At 54.5% G+C, this 17,903-nt stretch carries 20 protein-coding genes and 1 pseudogene; 14 read left to right on the top strand and 7 right to left on the bottom strand.

Translation table 11 applies throughout. The annotated features are described in order from the left end of the window. Window positions 1-302: 302 nt before the first annotated feature. Complete coding sequence (locus G462_RS24680) at window positions 303-596, bottom strand: hypothetical protein (RefSeq protein WP_169720173.1); 294 nt, start codon at window positions 594-596, stop codon at window positions 303-305. Here G462_RS24680 and G462_RS0112990 point away from each other — a divergent pair. The 4 genes and pseudogenes from G462_RS0112990 (at window position 523) to ptsP (ending at window position 6,918) form a co-directional block, all read left to right on the top strand. Then, window positions 523-2,442 (top strand): PTS mannitol transporter subunit IICBA, encoded by a 1,920-nt coding sequence (locus G462_RS0112990; protein WP_026959374.1) that lies wholly within the window; start codon window positions 523-525, stop codon window positions 2,440-2,442. The genes G462_RS24680 and G462_RS0112990 overlap by 74 nt on opposite strands. Before the next feature lie 81 nt (window positions 2,443-2,523). Beyond that, window positions 2,524-3,681: a mannitol-1-phosphate 5-dehydrogenase gene (locus tag G462_RS0112985; protein WP_026959373.1), complete on the top strand. Its 1,158-nt coding sequence runs from the start codon at window positions 2,524-2,526 to the stop codon at window positions 3,679-3,681. A 17-nt stretch (window positions 3,682-3,698) separates the two neighbouring features. Continuing rightward, window positions 3,699-4,334, top strand: a complete 636-nt coding sequence (locus tag G462_RS0112980; protein WP_026959372.1) for an MltR family transcriptional regulator — start codon at window positions 3,699-3,701, stop codon at window positions 4,332-4,334. After that, a pseudogene (gene ptsP, locus G462_RS22770) lies at window positions 4,219-6,918 on the top strand (phosphoenolpyruvate--protein phosphotransferase). Before G462_RS0112980 ends, ptsP begins: the two are co-directional and overlap by 116 nt. Window positions 6,919-6,961: 43 nt before the next feature. Here ptsP and G462_RS0112970 read toward each other — a convergent pair. Together G462_RS0112970 and mtlA are read right to left on the bottom strand one after the other, a co-directional pair. Beyond that, the gene (locus G462_RS0112970; protein ID WP_026959371.1) at window positions 6,962-7,492 is read right to left on the bottom strand and encodes an MltR family transcriptional regulator; all 531 of its coding nucleotides are present in this window, start codon (window positions 7,490-7,492) and stop codon (window positions 6,962-6,964) included. Beyond that, window positions 7,489-8,541 carry a mannitol-specific PTS transporter subunit IIC gene (gene mtlA, locus G462_RS22765; RefSeq protein ID WP_051326733.1) on the bottom strand — a complete coding sequence of 351 codons (1,053 nt, stop codon included), beginning with the start codon at window positions 8,539-8,541 and terminating at the stop codon, window positions 7,489-7,491. Before mtlA ends, G462_RS0112970 begins: the two co-directional genes overlap by 4 nt. 297 nt (window positions 8,542-8,838) lie before the next feature. On the opposite strand from mtlA, the gene G462_RS0112960 reads away from it, so the two are divergent. The 3 genes from G462_RS0112960 to G462_RS0112950 all read left to right on the top strand — a co-directional run bounded on the left by G462_RS0112960 (window position 8,839) and on the right by G462_RS0112950 (window position 10,836). After that, the gene (locus G462_RS0112960; RefSeq protein WP_026959370.1) at window positions 8,839-9,483 is read left to right on the top strand and encodes an HAD family hydrolase; all 645 of its coding nucleotides are present in this window, start codon (window positions 8,839-8,841) and stop codon (window positions 9,481-9,483) included. Window positions 9,484-9,871: 388 nt separating this feature from the next. Then, window positions 9,872-10,510, top strand: coding sequence for a hypothetical protein (locus G462_RS0112955; RefSeq protein ID WP_026959369.1), 639 nt, complete (start codon window positions 9,872-9,874; stop codon window positions 10,508-10,510). Further along, a complete protein-coding gene (locus G462_RS0112950) occupies window positions 10,510-10,836 on the top strand; it encodes a hypothetical protein (protein ID WP_026959368.1) in 327 nt (108 codons plus the stop codon). Before G462_RS0112955 ends, G462_RS0112950 begins: the two co-directional genes overlap by 1 nt. A gap of 35 nt (window positions 10,837-10,871) precedes the next feature. Here G462_RS0112950 and G462_RS0112945 read toward each other — a convergent pair whose 3' ends face one another. Next, window positions 10,872-11,486 carry a hypothetical protein gene (locus G462_RS0112945; protein WP_026959367.1) on the bottom strand — a complete coding sequence of 205 codons (615 nt, stop codon included), beginning with the start codon at window positions 11,484-11,486 and terminating at the stop codon, window positions 10,872-10,874. A gap of 283 nt (window positions 11,487-11,769) precedes the next feature. Between G462_RS0112945 and G462_RS0112940 the strand changes: the two genes are divergently transcribed. Beyond that, window positions 11,770-12,201, top strand: a complete 432-nt coding sequence (locus G462_RS0112940) for an RNA-binding S4 domain-containing protein (RefSeq protein WP_026959366.1) — start codon at window positions 11,770-11,772, stop codon at window positions 12,199-12,201. 29 nt (window positions 12,202-12,230) lie between these two features. Here the strand turns inward: G462_RS0112940 and G462_RS0112935 are convergent, their stop codons facing one another. From G462_RS0112935 to G462_RS0112925, 3 genes are all read right to left on the bottom strand, one after another. Then, on the bottom strand, window positions 12,231-12,587 hold the full coding sequence (locus G462_RS0112935) for a hypothetical protein (protein ID WP_026959365.1): 357 nt from the start codon (window positions 12,585-12,587) through the stop codon (window positions 12,231-12,233). Further along, the gene (locus G462_RS0112930; protein WP_026959364.1) at window positions 12,584-13,132 is read right to left on the bottom strand and encodes a YaeQ family protein; all 549 of its coding nucleotides are present in this window, start codon (window positions 13,130-13,132) and stop codon (window positions 12,584-12,586) included. The genes G462_RS0112935 and G462_RS0112930 overlap by 4 nt, the downstream gene beginning before the upstream one ends. A gap of 114 nt (window positions 13,133-13,246) precedes the next feature. Next, a complete protein-coding gene (locus G462_RS0112925; protein WP_026959363.1) occupies window positions 13,247-14,221 on the bottom strand; it encodes a calcium/sodium antiporter in 975 nt (324 codons plus the stop codon). A 266-nt stretch (window positions 14,222-14,487) separates the two neighbouring features. On the opposite strand from G462_RS0112925, the gene G462_RS0112915 reads away from it, so the two are divergent. From G462_RS0112915 to G462_RS0112890, 6 genes are all read left to right on the top strand, one after another. Further along, window positions 14,488-15,279 (top strand): CLCA_X family protein, encoded by a 792-nt coding sequence (locus G462_RS0112915; RefSeq protein WP_026959362.1) that lies wholly within the window; start codon window positions 14,488-14,490, stop codon window positions 15,277-15,279. A 130-nt stretch (window positions 15,280-15,409) separates the two neighbouring features. After that, window positions 15,410-16,141, top strand: coding sequence for an SDR family oxidoreductase (locus tag G462_RS0112910; RefSeq protein WP_026959361.1), 732 nt, complete (start codon window positions 15,410-15,412; stop codon window positions 16,139-16,141). A gap of 124 nt (window positions 16,142-16,265) precedes the next feature. Next, a complete protein-coding gene (locus G462_RS0112905; protein ID WP_026959360.1) occupies window positions 16,266-16,463 on the top strand; it encodes a DUF2061 domain-containing protein in 198 nt (65 codons plus the stop codon). Between the two features lie 9 nt (window positions 16,464-16,472). After that, window positions 16,473-16,658, top strand: a complete 186-nt coding sequence (locus tag G462_RS0112900) for a DUF4250 domain-containing protein (RefSeq protein WP_026959359.1) — start codon at window positions 16,473-16,475, stop codon at window positions 16,656-16,658. A 102-nt stretch (window positions 16,659-16,760) separates the two neighbouring features. Then, window positions 16,761-17,189, top strand: a complete 429-nt coding sequence (locus G462_RS0112895; RefSeq protein ID WP_026959358.1) for a DUF3592 domain-containing protein — start codon at window positions 16,761-16,763, stop codon at window positions 17,187-17,189. After that, window positions 17,186-17,887 carry a hypothetical protein gene (locus G462_RS0112890; RefSeq protein WP_026959357.1) on the top strand — a complete coding sequence of 234 codons (702 nt, stop codon included), beginning with the start codon at window positions 17,186-17,188 and terminating at the stop codon, window positions 17,885-17,887. The genes G462_RS0112895 and G462_RS0112890 overlap by 4 nt, the downstream gene beginning before the upstream one ends. The last annotated feature ends 16 nt before the right edge of the window (window positions 17,888-17,903 follow it).

Raw genomic sequence — 17,903 nt, 5'->3', positions numbered from 1 at the left:
GGGTATAAACAGATCAATACGTAACTAGCGTGGCGATATACGAAGGGTAAATCGACCTTGTTTATGGTCGAAATATGCGCCTGAGCTCAACAATTTTCCTCTCCCAACCTCTTTTTTTATCCGCCATTTAATGTGACATAAATCACTATGTACGTTTGAAAATTATAAGGCTATTACTATCAATGTGATCAACATCACCTCGATAAATTGGCTTGTACAAAATATAAAGTGACACGCGTCACATATGTGGCTCGAAAATAAGCATGCCACTCCGTGTGATATGGATCACCTTTGTAATTAAGTCAGGAAGTCAAAAAAATATCACGCGTCACGAAATTCGCTAAATTGGCAGTCTGGGTGTGATGGTGATCACTTCCGGTTTTTTCCGTGTAAAAATTACGAGTGATATGCGTCACATAAAATTTGTACTTAGTCACCGATACTTCGCTTCGAAGGTTGCCGGCGCTGTTAAAGCCTTGGGTTGCTGGCTGAAGGAACATCACAACTACTGGTACAAACATTATGCTTAGCTCTAATGCAAAAATACGCATCCAAAGCTTTGGACGCTTTTTAAGTAACATGGTAATGCCCAACATTGGCGCCTTTATCGCCTGGGGTTTTATCACCGCGCTATTTATTCCCACTGGCTGGCTGCCGAATGAATCGTTGGCCGCACTGGTGGGCCCAATGATTACTTACCTACTTCCCCTGCTGATTGGTTATACCGGCGGTAAATTGATGGCCGGTGAACGCGGCGGTGTGGTCGGTGCAATCACCACGATGGGGGTGATTGTCGGCAGCGATATCCCGATGTTTATGGGCGCAATGATGGCTGGTCCCCTAGGTGGCTACGTAATCAAACATGTTGATGCCTACTTCCACGGCCGTGTCAAAAGCGGCTTTGAGATGTTGGTAAACAACTTCTCTGCGGGCATTGTCGGTATGATCTTGGCACTGCTGGCATTCAAGCTGATTGGCCCGTTCGCCACCGGCATCGCAGCGATGCTGGAATCTGGCGTCGACATCTTGGTGCAAAACGGTCTGCTACCGCTGACCTCGGTACTGGTTGAGCCCGCGAAGATCCTGTTCCTGAACAATGCGATCAACCACGGCGTGTTCTCTCCACTGGGTATTCAGGAGTCGTCAGAGGTAGGTCAATCGATCTTCTTCTTGATTGAAGCCAATCCCGGTCCTGGTTTAGGTGTACTGCTGGCCTACCTGATGTTTGGTCGCGGCGATGCCAAACAGTCTTCTGCAGGTGCGGTGATCATTCACTTCTTTGGCGGTATCCACGAAATCTACTTCCCGTACGTGCTGATGAACCCACGCCTGCTGCTGGCAGTGATTGCCGGTGGTATGACGAACGTGGCGGTGCTCAGCCTGTTTAATGCTGGTCTGGTATCGCCAGCATCACCGGGTAGTATCTTTGCGGTGTTGCTGATGACACCAAAAGCGTCGCTGATTGGGGTATTGCTATCGGTTGCAGCATCGGCCTGTGTATCGTTCTTGGTGGCATCATTCTTTGTTAAACGCGCTGCCAGCGACGAGCAAGGTTCAGGTGACCTGGAAGCGGCCACCGCGCAGATGAAGTCGATGAAAAACGATGCCAAACCTGCCGTGGCAGTGGCGAGCATTGCCTCAGTTAACACCCAAAACATCCGTAAGATTGTGGTGGCCTGTGATGCGGGTATGGGCTCAAGTGCCATGGGCGCTTCGGTTCTGCGTAAGAAAGTTGAAGCTGCCGGCTTGGACATCGACGTAAGCAACCTGGCCATCAATGACCTGACCGCCGATATCGATATCGTTGTCACCCACAAAGACCTGACCGACCGTGCGGTACAGAGCTGCCCGAGTGCCCAGCATCTGTCACTCACTAACTTTATGGATCAGGCCTTCTATCAGCAGTTGGTAGACAAGCTTAGCCAAGCGGCGGCCCCACAAGCGCAAGCCCACACGCAAGCTAGCTCTCAGGCGAATGTGGAGCCGCAAGAAGGCGAGGTACTGAGCCTTAGCAACATCTCATTGAACCTGCCAAGCACCAATCGCGACGATGCTATCCGTCTGGTAGGGCGCAAGCTGCACGACGCGGGTTTTGTCGACGAGGGCTATGTTGAAGCCATGGTTGACCGCGAGTCACAAGTCTCCACCTATATGGAAAACGGCGTCGCCATCCCTCATGGCACCTCTGATGCAAAAGGTCAGGTGCGCAAAACCGGTCTGGTGGTATGCCAGTTCCCTGAAGGGATTGCCTTTGGCAGCAATGGCGAGAAAGCCAAACTGCTGATTGGCATTGCGGCTAAAGGTAATGAGCACATGGCGCTACTCTCCAGCCTGGCCGACCAGATTGCCAATGGCGAACTGATGGAGCTGCTGGGCTCAACCGACAGCAACGCCCTTATCTACAAAGTGCTCTCTGGGCAATCTTCGGTGTCCATGGCGTAAGCCACTAATTTAACTCTCTAACCCCTTTCAATTCACTAACTAGCTGGTAGCCCTGGGCTACCGGCCTAGCGGAGCTTTGCCATGAATAAGGCGATTCACTTTGGCGCAGGTAACATCGGGCGCGGATTTATAGGAAAACTACTGGCGGATGCGGGGCTTCAAGTCACCTTCGCCGATGTGGATGATACGCTGGTATCGGCCCTCAAAGACAACCAGCAGTACCATGTAGACATTGTCGGTGAGCAGTGCGTTACCGAGCGGGTCACTGGGGTGTCGGCCATCAATACCCTGCAGGAAGATATTACCCCCTTGCTCACCCAGGTTGACCTGGTGACTACAGCGGTTGGCCCTCAGGTGCTGCCCAAGCTGGCTAAGTTGCTGGCAGACGGGATCATCGCCCGCCAGGCTCAGGGCGCGAGCGAGCCGCTCAACATCATTGCCTGCGAAAACATGGTTTGTGCCAGCAGCCATTTGAAGGCGCTGGTAATGGGCCTGCTTGAGCCTGCACAGCAGGACTGGCTGGAAGATCACGTAGGGTTTGCCGATTCGGCGGTTGATCGCATCGTGCCACCGACCGTGGACAATCAGGGCGATCCGCTGCGGGTGACCGTTGAAAGCTTCAGCGAGTGGATTGTCGATCAGACCCAGTTTTGTGGCACCCCGCCAGAGATTGTGGGCATGCAACTGACTGACAACCTGATGGCCTTCGTCCAGCGCAAGCTGTTCACCCTCAACACCGGCCACGCGGTAACCGCGTATTTGGGCATGCTCAAGGGCTACAAAACCATCGCAGATGCGATCAACGATCCTGAGATCGAAGCCTCGGTGCGCAGCACCATGCAAGAGAGCGGCGAGGTACTGGTCAGAACCTTTGGTTTTGAACGCGAAGCTCACCAAGCCTACATGGACAAAATCATCGAGCGTTTTCGCAACCCTTACTTGACCGATGAACTATTGCGGGTAGGGCGCCAGCCCTTGCGAAAGCTCGGCAGTGAGGACCGTTTGATGAAGCCACTGCGCGGCACCATCGAGCTGGGTCTGGGCAACCAGAACCTGCTCAAGGGGATTGCGGCGGCCTTTTTGTATCGCAATCAAGACGATGAACAGGCCAACGAGCTTCAACACATGATTGAGGAGCGCGGTATTGAAGAGACTGCCTCCGACATCACGGGTTTGTCGCCGGTGAGCACCATGGTTGAAGCTATCGTGCGCAACTACAAGCGCTTTAAGACCGCTTAAGGCGCGAGGCCACGCTGATGACGACGCCCGACTCAAAGCCACTCTCGCCACTGAGCGTCTTGCTGAATAGCAGTATTGGTCGGCTCGGTGAGCGATTGGAGCAGCTATTGAGTCAGGTGCTCAGTGGTGAAGACGATGCGACTCGCTACGTCACGGCGCCGCTGTTTTCCCAGCGCGGCCCCTTGGTGGAGCCCTTAGTGAAGGCGCGCTTACTGGTGGCCTTGGGCTACCTGTCACCGCAGCACTTTGCCGACATCATCACTTTGCAGGCCATTGTTGAGGCCAGTTACCGAGAGCCTTCAGCACACATACAGCCAGTCGCACCAGAACATTACATCGCAGAGCTGTTACCAAAGTTGGCCAAGCTGAGCGGCTTTGACAGCAGCTTACTTAGACATTTTTACGTTCGTCTCGATAACTTGCCGCAGGATTACGCGCTACGAGACGAGTACCGACACACCTTAAACAAAAGTATTTATTCGGCACTCGAGATAGCCATTGATTCGCTGTTAACCGAGGTGGGAGTCGGCCAGGACGATGGCAGCAGAGCGGCTGCGGGACTGGCGAAAGAGCATCCAACCTCGAAGCAAACCGACGACGGTTTGCTACTCAGCCGTTTGGTTAAAACCGGTGCCAAGAGAGCGAAGGAGTAACACCATGAATCATCCATCGAGCCCCAAAAATCTACAAACCCTGGTTGCTCCTTTAGCGGGCACTCTGGTTGAGCTGGACCAGGTTTCTGATCCCATCTTTGCCAACAAAATCCTTGGCGATGGTATTGCCATTGAGCCGGAGAGCGACACCCTGGCTGCCCCTTGCGATGGCCTTATCGTTAAAGTCCACCCAGCCAAGCACGCCCTAACGTTGCAAACCGATACGGGCATCAAGCTGCTGCTGCACATCGGCATCGATACGGTACTGCAGCGTGGCCAAGGCTTTGAATGCCTGATAGAGCAGGGCCAGCGGGTGAGCCAAGGAGACCCCTTGATCCGCTTCGACCGTCAGGCGCTGCAATCGCATGTCGCCAGCCTTGCCACGGTAATGGTGATTACCAACAGTGAGAATGTGCTGCACTTTATTCCCTCGAAGGGCGCAGTCAGTGGCGGCGATAAGTGCCTGCAGCTGCTGTTAGAAGGTCAAGCCGCCAATGCGCCGGTCCACCAAGCGGAGGAGCCGTGGCAAAGCAGTGCGCCCATCGAGCTGCTATTGGCCGAGGGCCTGCACGCTCGTCCCAGTGCTAATTTGGTAGCGCTGGCCAAGCAGTTTAGCGCCGATACCCAGATTGAAACCAACGGCCGCACAGCCAACGCGCGCTCAGTAACGGCGCTGCTCGGGCTGAACACCGTGTGGGGCGACAAGCTAACGGTGCAAGCCAAAGGCAGCGATGCCAAGCAGGCACTGATGCAGCTAGAGCAAGCAATTCGTAAAGGACTGGGCGATGAGTCGAGCCCGGTTGCGAAAACCGAAGCCGCCCCAGTTTGGCTGGAAGAAGCGCCTCTGATCGGCAAGGTCAGCCACGATCCCAATGTGCTGCAAGGCGTCGCCGCGTCACCGGGTTTAGCGGTGGGCCAACTACTGCGTCTGCAAGAAGAGCGGTTTGAGTACCCAGAGCTAAGCGAGAACAGCGGTGAAGCACTGGCGACATTCACCCAAGCGCTGGAGCAGGCGGCAAGCCAGTTACAGCAGTTGCGCGATGAGGTGATTGCCCAAGGTAATGAGCAGCAGGCAGAGATCTTCAGTGCCCACCAAGAGCTGTTGAGCGACCCGGATCTGGTGGAGCATGCCAAAGCCGGCATCATTCAAGGCAAGTCGGCGGCCTACGCTTGGCAGCAAGCCATTGATAACCAAAGCCAAACTTTGGCTAGCCTGAACAACGCCTTGTTGGCCGGGCGCGTTAGCGACTTGGAAGACATTGGCAAACGTGTGCTGCGTTTGATTTTGGGCCAAGCCGAGCCGAGCTTGCAGCTACAGGAAAACACCATCTTGCTTGCCCGCGATCTCACCCCATCGGTTACCGCCAAGCTAGATACCAGCAAGGTGATTGGCTTTGCTACTACCGAAGGGGGCGCATCCAGCCACTCTGCGATTCTGGCGCGCAGCATGAACCTACCGGCCATTGCTGCGGTAGATGACGCGGCAATGGCCTTGGCGGATCAGACCAACGTGGTGCTCGATGGCTACCAAGGCCAACTGAAGATTAACCTCAGTGATGAGCAGCTTGGGGCGATCCGTCAGCAGCAAGCCGACGATGCCAAGTTGGCTCGCCAAGATAAGGCCTCGGCGCATCTGGCGGCGGTAACCGTTGATGGGCAACAGCTAGAGGTGGTGGCAAACATCGCCAATGCCGATGATGCAAGTGCCAGTGTTGAGCTTGGCGGCGAAGGTGTGGGATTGCTGCGCAGCGAGTTTATGTTCTTAAACCGCGCCAGCGCGCCGGATGAAGACGAGCAGTATCACGCCTACAAAACGATTATCGAGCAGTTGGATGGGCGGCCAATCATCATCCGCACCTTGGATGTGGGCGGCGATAAGCCACTCAGCTTTCTGCCAATGCCGGAAGAAGAGAACCCCTTCTTGGGCGAGCGAGGCATCCGTATCGGTATCCGTCGCCCAGCCATCCTGCGTACTCAGGTACGCGGGATCCTGCGCGCTGCCAAAGAGGCCAAGAGTCTAGTGCGGATTATGTTCCCGATGGTCGGCACCATCGAGGAGCTACGCGCAGCCAAGGCCTTGGTGGTCGAAGAGGCCAACAGCCTTGAGGTGAGTAATTACGAAATTGGCATTATGGTTGAAGTCCCGTCCACGGCGGTGATGGCCGATGTGTTCGCCAAGGAAGTCGACTTCTTCTCGATTGGCTCAAACGACCTGACCCAGTATTGTCTGGCAGTCGACCGGGGCCATCCCAAGTTGGCGGCGCAACTCGATGGCATTCACCCGGCGGTGTAGCGACTTATCGATATGACGGTCAAAGGCGCTCACAAACACGGTAAGTGGGTGGGAGTGTGCGGCGGTATCGCCACCGATGTACAAGCGGTACCGCTGTTACTGGGCTTAGGGGTCGATGAGCTGTCGACCAGCGTACCGGCGCTGCCGGAGGTGAAGGCACAGATCAGAGAGCTGGATATGACCCAGTGTAAAACGCTGGCGAGCACCGCCTTGTCGCTGGCCACCGCCGAGGAGGTGCGTCAGTTGAGTCCGGGCCGTATGCCAGTGCTAGCAGCGGTTGCGTGTCCGTAGAAACAGCGCAGTGACGCAAAGGGCTGATCGGGCAGATCAGCCCTTAATCGTCGCTAATCTTCTGCGAGAGGGTGGCGATGGTGAGCGCCAGCGCCGAGCGGATGCTCTTGTTGACGGTTTCAAGGTATTGGTCGCGCAACGAGGCATCGTCCGGCGCTTGAGCCAGTCGCTGCTCGAATAAGGGCAGCAGGCTCTTGTCGAAGTGGCTCAATTGGCCTAGCGCGTCCAGCACACTCGGTGAGCTAAAGGTCAGCTCTTCAGGGGAGTAGACGGTCAGATCGCGCAGCTTGGCCAGCTTCTCCATGTCTTCGAACACATCCGACTCAATACGTCCCAGTGCGACCAGCAGGCGCGCTTTTACTGTCATATCGGCAAGCGGGCCCTGCTGCTCCAGCAAGGGCGCAGTCACATAGCGGGTGGCATCGTCATTGCCTTGAAACATCTGGTTGAGCGCTTCGTGCAGCAACTCTTCAAGATGCCCGATGGCCGAGACTAAACAGCCTCTGAGCGTGGGCAGATTGGCGATTAAGTCGATGACTGAGGCGGATTGTTGGCGGCTGTTGGTGCCGGTCACTGCTGTTGACTCCTGATACGACGTTCGACCACGGTATTTCGGTGGACGAAAAAGCTGGCGATGATGAACGAAACCCCGCAGGAGATCAAGACTGCAAGCAGCACCCCAAGGAAACTGTCGCGCGGTGTCATCGCGAAGATAGCAAATATACTCCCCGGTGAGGCGGTCGATACCAGACCTGCGTCAAACAAAGACAAAGTAGCCACGCCCGAGGCTCCACCAAAGATAACGGCTATCAGTAGTTTGGGGTTCATCAGCACGTAAGGGAAGTAGATTTCCTGAATTCCGCCTAATAAATGAATGATGATGGCGCCGGGGGCTGAGCGCTTAGCGCGGCCACGGCCAAACACAAAATAGGCCAGTAGCACACCCAGACCGGGGCCGGGATTGGCTTCGATAAGGAAGAACAGCGACTTGCCGTTCTCTAGCGAGTCATGTACCCCCAGCGGTGAGAATATGCCATGGTTAACCGCATTATTGAGGAACATCACCTTAGCCGGTTCCACCAACAGCGAGGTGAGTGGCAGTAGGTCGAAGTGCAGCAATACGTCGATGCCGGAGCTTAACAGCAAGGTGGTGGCCTCAACGATAGGTCCGATAACGGTAAAGGCAAACAGCGCCAGTAGCATCCCCACCAAGCCGGCGGAAAAGTTATCCACTAACATCTCGAAGCCGGGATTGACCTTGCCTTGGTAGAGGCTATCCACCCACTTAATCGCATAGCCGCCAAGGGGGCCGGCAATCATGGCGCCAAAGAACATCGGCAGTTCGCTGCCAACGATCAAGCCCATGGTGGCCACGGCTCCGACCACCGAGCCACGTTCACCGGCGATCAAGCGCCCGCCAGTGAAGCCCACCAGCAGCGGTAGCAGGTAACTGCTCATCGGCTCTACCAAAGAGGCTAACTGCGGGTTGGGATACCAGCCGGTGGGGATAAACAGTGCTGCGATAAAGCCCCAGGCAATAAAGGCGCTGATGTTGGGGAGCACCATATTGGTCAGAAAGCGCCCGAACTGTTGCAGCTGGGCTTTGGGGTTCTGTGTCGTCATATTGATAGGTCTATGCTCCCGCCGGGCGGAGTGAAGGCTGGCGTTATCTTGACCAAGCACTCGGCACGCAGTGAAAAATTAAACACGGAAGACAGCGCTTATCCCTTGGATACAACAACCATGTAACTGTTTGATTTAAGTAAAACACATGCGCATTTGCCTTACCAAGTGCAAGATGCCTTTTCTATGAACAAGGTAGCTTATTCTAAGGTTGAAGCGCGCCTCCGTCTTATTGCGGGGGGCAAACCGAATCGATAGACTGACTCCGTTCCAACGATCAACAAAGGTGACACTGCTATGCCTATTTCCACGGTACTTTTTGATATGGATGGCCTGATTTTCGATACCGAAGGCCGCTACAAGCTGTGTTGGCAGGCGGCGGCCAGCGAGCAGGGCTTTACCTTGGATGATGCGTTTTACCAAGGCTTTATCGGCGTGCAAGACGCGCAGTGTGAACAAATGCTGCTTAGCCACTTTGGCAGCCGCTTCGATCTGCCGCGCTTTCGCCGTGAGCGAGACCAACAACTCACCGCGCTGTCCAATAAACCCGTAGACTACAAACCCGGTTTTGAGGCGCTGTTCCAGCAGTTGATTGCCCAGAATTATCGACTGGCGTTGGTGACCTCATCGAGCTTGCCGCAAGTACGCCACCATTTTGCCGATAGCCCTTGGCTGGAGAAGTTCGAGGTGGTGATCAGTGCAGAAGATATCGCCAATGGCAAGCCAGCGCCGGATTGCTACTTGCTGGCCACCGAGCGGCTGGGCGTGACGCCGGCACAGTGTATGGTGTTGGAAGATTCCAACAACGGCATGCGCGCGGGCATCGCGGCGGGGTGCCAAGCGGTGATGGTGCCGGATTTACTTAAGCCCGATGACGATGTGCGCGCCAATGCTATGGCCATAGTAAGCAGCCTGTTGGAGGTGCCTGCGCTGCTCAGATAAACCAAGCCAATCTAAGAAAATGGGTCAGACCTAACTGGTCTACTTAGTTTTAAACTCGTTCTTATACCCGAATCACCTCAAGATGCAGGATTCAGAGGAGCTCAATGTTCATAGGGCGAGGCGAAAGTACGCAGGAATGGCATCCCCTTTCAAGTGCTTTCAACGACGAACTATGAACATTGAGTTCCTCCCAATGGGCGAGTTTTCCAAGCCCTCAAGCAGCGTTGCTGTTCCTTGATTTAAACCTCTAAGCGTGCGAAAAAGTGCCTTCTCTAAGGCTTGGAAAACCTCGCTGAGCAAGCATCTTGGGGTGATTCGGGTATAGCTCCTATAGTTAGCTACTTAGCCACTGCTGGTTGTTTAAACACAGGCTCGCATAGGAGCGACCATGAGTTCAGAACTAAAAGTCGTTGCCCCGTTTACCGGAGGTTGGGACTCTCAGGCGGATTATGATGCGGAGGAGACCCGTATCGTGCGCAACCTTCCTAACACCTGGGAGATCATCCTCGGCTATGACAACCTCGCTGACCTTATCACCAAGGTCAATCAGCTTCTGACGATAAACCCCGGGAACCCCTGCCTCAAGGTGTTGGAGATCGTCGCCCATGGTAACCCCATCTCCATCAACGATATGTCGCGCTTGGATGTAACTAATTGGGCGGCTCAGCTTAAAACACTGAACTGGTGCGATGAGGCGGAGATCTACCTCTCCGGTTGTAACACTGGGCTGCCGCGCACCACCCGCATTCAAGATCCCGCCCGAGTCGGCCCGATTGCCCAGCAGCTGGCCAAGGCCATGCCCTTCGATGCGCAGAACTTTGCCCACAAAATCAGGGTGTATGGCAGCAAGGGCTATCTCAGCGGCAGCCATGGCGAGGGTAACGAGAAGATCGTCGACAGCTTTAACGAATACAACTTTGCTCTCGCTTGGCCACCGGTCTCGCGCACAGTGTGGCAGCGCTATCCTGGTGGCAGCAGTGCCACTGGCAATGCCTGCTGGGCGAACTTTAAGAATGGGAGTTGGTAATGGCTAACAGTATCCGCATTGTCGAGTACGCCACGCAAAACGAGCTGCTGCTCGACAGCTATCAACAGGCCTTGGTCGAAGATGAGTTAAGACGGGTGGAAGGTGGCTGGCTTCGCCGCAATCTCGGTGAGTGGTTGTCGCGTTTTTGGCCGCGCGGGCGGCCGGTGAGAGTGCGCCCGGATTGCCAGATCATCGTCGAGGAAAACGGTCGTCTTATCGAGTATCTGCTTACCAGCGACTCGGTGCTATACCGCCACGGGAGCGTGGTGAATCACCAGTTCTACATGGGCTTGCTGCTGCAGGAGTGGCTGGGGATCCGCCCTTAACTGAGCGCATTAAGGGCGCTTAGAGCGTTGCAGGGCTAACCAGGTAGCTGCATGGAGTAGAGCTGATTGGGCAGGGCGGTAAAGCCCATCTTTTCCAGATACTGCTGGTGACTTTTGACCTCGCCCTTGGCCAACAACTCACTGACGCCGAGCGAGCGGAACAGGCCGGACTCCTGATACAGAAAGGCGCCGGTCTTAAAGTCGCGGTAGGCAGGAAATACATAGTCGAGGTGGATCTGTAGCTGTTGCGATTGCTGCTCGGCAATGAGCACCCCCACGGCGTCTTGATTGCGCATTAGCACCCAACATAGTCGCTCGCTGGGTTGTTCGGTTTGAAAGTGCGGGAAGTAGCTGACAATGTCGCTGTGATATTGCTGTAGCCAGTGTTTAACCATCGGGCTGTCGGGTTGGGCTTCAACCAGTTGAAACTGGTCTTTGGCGCTGTATATCGCCCGCAAGTAGTAGAGGTTGGCAAACACGATAAACAGGTTCAAAAAGGCCACCGGCAGGGCGGCAATGATAAAGCCATACAGGCTAAAGCAGGCGGCCCCGAGAAGATTCCACCAACGCAGTCTAACTATCGAACGCATGGTTAGCGAGACCGCAACGATGACCGATGCCAGATAGCCAAACCATTCAACCCAATCCATGAGATAACTCCTTGTTACATAAAACCCAGAGAGTATAGACCGTTTGTTAATACCAATCCGGATAAGTAAGTGATCAGAGATTGCGCAGGGAAAATCATTGAGGACGAGGAAGCGCTTGCCGTGACTAGTGGGCTAATTACAAAAGCGTTGACGCTGTCATCAATGACTTTAACTAGCAAGAATGAGCAGTTACTTATGTGGATTGGTATTAGGGCTCATTGACCTTGTCTGCGTAAGCAACCATAATCGGCGCGCCTTTAAATACAGCCTCAGGGGAGTCGCTATGACCGAACATTCAGATGATGAGCAGGAGTTCCTGGTCGAAGCCGAAGAGCTATTTGTTACCGCCCAGCCGGTCGAGCTGTATAAGACCCTTAAAATTGCCAATTTAGTGGGCGGTGGCGGCGAAGCCAAGCAGCTGATTAGCGAGGGCTATGTGGCGGTTAATGGTGAGCTGGAAACCCGCAAACGTCGCAAGATGTACGACGGCGATGTGATTGAGTTTAACGGCGAGTTTTTCTTGGTGGTGTGCGACCAGCCGATCACCGAGGTGCCAGTGCGTAAAGCGGCGCAGCCAAACAAAGCTAAGGGTAAGGCGCCTAAGCAGAGCGCTTCTGAAAAAAGCACTGGAAAAAGCGCGCCTAAAAACGTGTCAGAGTCCGCGGCCGATAGCGGCGTCAAAGGTAAAAAGCCGCGTCGCTCGATCAGTTTTTAGACCTCTAGAGCGATTCGCCAGGGAAGGGCCTAACCCAGCCCCGCGCCAGGGCTTGGCCAGCAGCTAACCGCCAGCAGGCTTAGTGGAACAATAATCAGCCAACCGAGCTGTTTAATCAGCTCAAATACCACCAAGGCGGAGAAAATAATCACCGCCATCGACAGCCCTTCAATAGCCCAGTGCGCTTGCTGATAGGCTGTGTGGCTGATGATCATATAGGCAAACGCCACCATCCAAAAACCGATGCGCAGCAGATTCACCATCCGATCACCGAGTGCGAAACGGTTAAACTTTTCTGCAATCGCAGGGCGTTGCACCAAGGTTTTAAAGGCGAGCAGTGCGAGGAACACGATGCCATGCATCGCCAGGATGGAGACGTTATTCATGCTTGTCCTTGGGTATCTTGTAAGACTTGCCAGTGCACCTCGCAATCACCGCTCTCGGTGTTGATAAAGGCCGTCTCGCCAGTAATCGTCACCGACAGGTCCATGGTACGCGTCAGCAGCGCGCTAAAGGCCTCGATATCGCGGGCATTAAACTGGGTGATCTTGACCGGCAATTGACTGAATTTGCCTTGGGATTGGCCAAACCAAGTGTCCGATTTGCTGTTGAAGCTGAATACGTCCACTTGCTTGGCGCTGCGGCAGGCTTTTTTGAGGCGGTCAAAGGTCGGCTCGCCCACCTCTACCCACAACGTAATCTGCTGATCGAGGGTGCGTACCCACAGATCGGGCTCGTCAATCTCACTCAGGCCTTTGGTCATCTCCGGCTGCTTTTGCGCCAACAAACAGGCGGCTAACACCCGGGTCAACATGCGCTCTGGGTTCTCAGACGGGTGCTGAGCAATGGTCAGACTCAAGCTGTCGTAGTGATCGATATTCAGATCCGACAGGTGGATTCGGAACTTGTAGATGGTGGGTTTAAGCGCCACGGTACTGCCTTCAAGGTAAATAGTGAGGCTAAGCTATCACATTTTAGGCGAGGCGACTGTGTGAATAGTCATCAACTGATTTGAGTCTTAACGTCGATCAAACCGTCACGGCTTTCAGCTTGTGGTAACTGACATGACCAACCAGAGGTTGTAGGACGCATAGGCGAGTAGCAGCGCAGTGCCTTCAAAGCGATTAATCCGCCCCTGCCTGCCAAAGCCGTAGGCCATCACGAACAGCGCCAAGGTCATGCCCAGCATCACCAACCAGTCGCGCGACAAAACGCTGGCGGGCATCGAGGCCATGGGTGTAATCACCCCGGCAATACCGATGACGGCGGAGATATTGAACAGGTTGGAGCCGACGATATTGCCGATGGCGATATCGTGCTCGCCTTTACGCGCAGCAATCACCGAGGCCGCCAGCTCTGGCAATGAAGTACCTAAGGCGACAATGGTAAGTCCGATCACCAAATCGCTGATGCCCATGGATTGGGCAATGGCGACAGCGCCCCAAACCAGTATTCGGGAGCTAACAATCAGCAAGACTAAGCCGATAATCAGCCACATCAGCGCGGTGTTAAGTGGCATCTGCTGCTGCGCCAGTACTTCTTCAGTGTCGCTTTGTAGTGCATCTTCCTTGCCGTTTAGACCGGAATACACACTCCATCCAATCAGCCCGGCAAATACCAGCAACAGCACAACAGCTTCTGGCCGCCCCAAGCTGCCATTCCACAGCAGCGCGCCCAATAGCAGGCTGACGCCCACCAACAGCGGCAGCTCTTTGCGCACAATGCTCGATTGGACTGCGATGGGCGCAATCAATGCGGTGAGTCCGAGTATCAAGCCGGTGTTGACGATGTTTGAACCCAGCGCATTGCCCAGCGCCAACTGCGGGTTGCCGTTGACTGCGGCGATGGCGGAAACCACCATCTCCGGGGCGGAGGTGCCAAATCCCACTACCACCATGCCGATTAGTAGCGGCGGCATACCAGCGTGGCTGGCGGTTGCGGCGGCGCCGTCAACAAAGCGCTCGGCGCTCCAAACCAGCAGTACAAAGCCAACGACGATGGCGAGGGTAGCGAGTGTCATAGTGGACCTTCGGGTAATGATGGGGCATTTGCTTAGTTAAGCACCTGTCGAGGACGCTTGGCTATCTCTATTTTGCGGTATGCGATTGGGGCTAGACTGCTTGCGCAGCACCGGTGAGTTGCTACACTGCGGCTGTTACGGTAAACCTGCATCTTATGTCTTCGAGCTTTCTGTTTACAAAAGCGCCATCATCCAAAGCGCCATCAGCAAAAACGCCAACATCAAAAGCGGCCTCAATAAACGCGTCTTCACCTGATGCGGCTTCTTTGAACGCAAAAGCCAGCGGACTGTATCGCCAGTACTTCCGGCGTGGGCCTGACTACCGCTTCGGTGATGACGTTGATTTCGTCGATATCAAGCAGCAGTTCGGCTTTCGCTCGATTGAGGTGGGGGCGTGGGTCACCCGCGAGGAGCGTCAGCTGGCGGCCAACCTGTTGTTTGATGCCTTTGCCGATCTGGCCTTTATGCTGGCCTTGCCACCGGCGGCTATTGGCTTGCGCGAAAGTCTGGCATTGGCCTTTGGCCGGGGAGGGCAGCGCGGCGTGCAGGCGCACTATGCACCGGGGTCTGCCACCTTGGCCTTAGCTAAGAATGCAGGCGCTGGAGCACTGGCCCATGAATGGTGGCATGCGCTAGACAATCATCTCGCCGGCAAGGCGTTCGAGGAGCCAGGTCGGGCCAATGCGTTTGCCTCGCGTCGGTGGCTACACGATGAGCCGCTCACCGATCACCCGCTCAACCATTGCTTGCACCGCCTGTTTGCCGCCGTGTTGTTAAGTGGCGATCTGAATCAGCCCAGCCAGCTAGTCAAGGATGGCTTAGCGTTAGATCGTGATAACGGTACCCGCTACTTTTCCCAGCCCGAGGAACTGACCGCCCGAGCGTTTGAGGGCTGGCTGCAAGGGCGAGAAGATATCAAAAACCAATACTTGGTCAGTGGTACCAAGCAGGGTGAGCTTGCGCAGAGTGGCGCGTTTCCCCGTGGCGAGCAGCAGCAGCGCTATGCGACGGCTGCCAGTGAATACTTTGCTGAGTTAGCCGCAATCCTTGCGCCTTAATCCTTGCTGTTTGAGCCAGCTTCTCGCATAGCCTTATGCGTTGTTGTGAACCGAATCCTCTATAACTGCTTGCGTTTTCTCCCACGCAAGTTATGTTTGTAACCGGTTTCATGAATTGATAGGGACGTTAATGACACAACGACAAAAGGAGCTGGTGGTGATCACCGGCGCCAACTCAGGGGTGGGCCTGGCCTGTGCAAAGCGCTTTAGTGAACTGGGTCATGCCTTGTTGTTGCTCGACCTCAAGGTGGATGTGGTGGTGAGTTTGTCACTCCCGCATTCCATGGCGTTGCAGGTGGACGTGAGTGATGGCCCAGCGATGACCGAGGCGGTTCAACAGGCCGAGCGTGAGTTCGGGCCGGTAGATTGCATCGTCAACAATGCCGGCGTGATCCGCATGGACAGTGTGGCTAACCAGCAAAGCAGCGACTTTGCGCTCATGTTCAAGGTGAATGTGATGGGCATGCTGAACGGCATTCAAGCGGTGCTGACCGGCATGATTGCCCGAGAGAAGGGCACCATTATCAATATGGGCTCGCTCGGTGGCCACAAGCTCATTCCCAACCAAACCGTCTACTGTGGTAGCAAACATGCGGTTCATAGCATTGGTGAAGGACTGCGCGAAGAGCTCTCCCAGCACAACGTGCGTTTGAGCACCATCGCCCCCGGTGCTATCGAAACCGCCTTGCTAGAGAGCAACCAAAAGCCTGAGTTTAAGCAGGGACAGGACCAGTGGGCGGAATCTATCGGCGGTATTCTTAGCGCAGAGGACGTTGCCGAGAACATCGTCTACGTCTATCAACAGCCACAACATGTGTGTATTCGTGAAATTGTGCTGGCTGCAACACGGCAGCAGCTGTAGGCGTCTGCTATACCGATAGATACATTCAATAAATGTGATAAGAAAAAACCCCTTCAAATGCAAATGAGAATGGTTTACATTTGGTCTTGAGATTAGCAATTACCGACTCGCTTCGGAGGTTAACATGAAAAAGACTATCAGCTTCGCCATTATGCATTTTTCTGTCGCGTTTTTAGTAACTTGGGCTTTGACTGGTGACTTTGTCATCGGCGGTTTAGTCGCCTTGGTAGAGCCTGCGGTCAATACTGTCGCCTTCTTCTTCCATGAAAAGGCCTGGAATAAAATGAATATGGGCGGCCCGAAGGTTGGGCACGCTCACTAAGGAGTAGCAATGTTCGAAAACTGGCAAACTATGGATATCAATATGCTGGTGTCGATCCTCAACATGCAGTTGCGCAACCTCGACAACGATTACCATCAGCTCTGTTCACGTTTTGAGATGGATGAGTCAGGCCTGAAAGAGCGATTGAATGACGCCGGTTTCTACTATCATGCTCAGATCAACCAGTGGCGTTAAGGCCTAAACACCTTTTTAGGATGTAAACGAAAACAATAGCTTGTACTATCATACGCTTACGATTTACCCCAGCCAGTTAAGAAGATGTATGGAGGGCAGGGCATGTTGATAGGATTAGTGGCGAGCACACTGTTTGTTTTCTGGAGCTTGTACAAGCTGCGCAGCGTGATGGACTGGACGGCGAGCGAAGCGGTTATCGAGCACTCTGAGGTGGTCCATGAGCGCCTCCCCGACAGCTATATATATCGCAATCAGCTACGCTATCGCTATCTGTTTGCTGGCCGCAGCTACCAAGGCCAGCGTATCGCTTACCCGTTTCACAATACTCAACGTGAGCTCGATAGCGCTCAAGCCTTACACGAGCAGTATCCGGCCGGTGCCCGTGTTGCGGTCTGGGTGAACCCTCGCAAGCCTGAACAAGCCTCGCTTATGTCACTGTGCAGTCAGCGCGCATTTGTCGTGTTGGCTGTGATGAGTGCTGGGGGGATATCTGTGCTCTGGGGGGCCGCTTACCTAATGGGGGCACTATGAAAAAACCGTCGATTTTCTCACTGTTGGTCCTTGTCTATCTGTTGGGCTTTGTTGTCTATCACGGATTTTGGAAAGAGAGCGATGCCGCTAAGCAAAGTGCTGTGCTAGAACAGGCGAAGCCCGCTGTACCAAGCCCTGATAGTGATAGCTTCACTGGTCAAGCTGCTGCAGAGACCGCCCCTTCGCACTCATCTGAGCAAACATCTGAGCCATCACCCGAGCCAGCCCCAGCCAATGAGAGCCCCGATGAGGATGATGTGACTAATTTCGGGGTGGGCAGGGCGAACGTTGCCATCGTTAACCTGATTCAATCTCGTTCTGTCGCCCTCGATCGCAATCTAAAATCCAATATCTTTATGGTTGCCGAGCGCTTTGATATCACCAATGGTGAAGTGCTTGAGTATTCGGCAACGGCCGATTCGTCTTGCCTGCTAGAGCGCGCCAGCGACATGCTGCTGGTCGTTGCCGGTGACAATGAGACCATGCACTTGCTTTACTCCTGCCAATGGGATTTCCATGGGGCGAGCTTGGGCTTATCAAACGCCGGTAAAGAGGTGGTCGCCGATATGCTCAGCGAGCAGCGTTACCGACAACTGGCTGAGCAAGTGATGGTGATCCCCACTGAAGCGGGGATTGACTTCTATCTGGCTTTTGATGGCTCTCGTTATGTGCTGCTAAGGCCTGAAGAGGTGCCCTAGCGTAGCCTCGCTGATA

It is taken from the genome of Aliagarivorans taiwanensis DSM 22990, from assembly GCF_000429505.1.
In the GTDB taxonomy this organism is placed as follows: Bacteria; Pseudomonadota; Gammaproteobacteria; order Enterobacterales; family Celerinatantimonadaceae; genus Aliagarivorans; species Aliagarivorans taiwanensis.
This window is presented reverse-complemented; position numbering and strand designations above follow the sequence as displayed.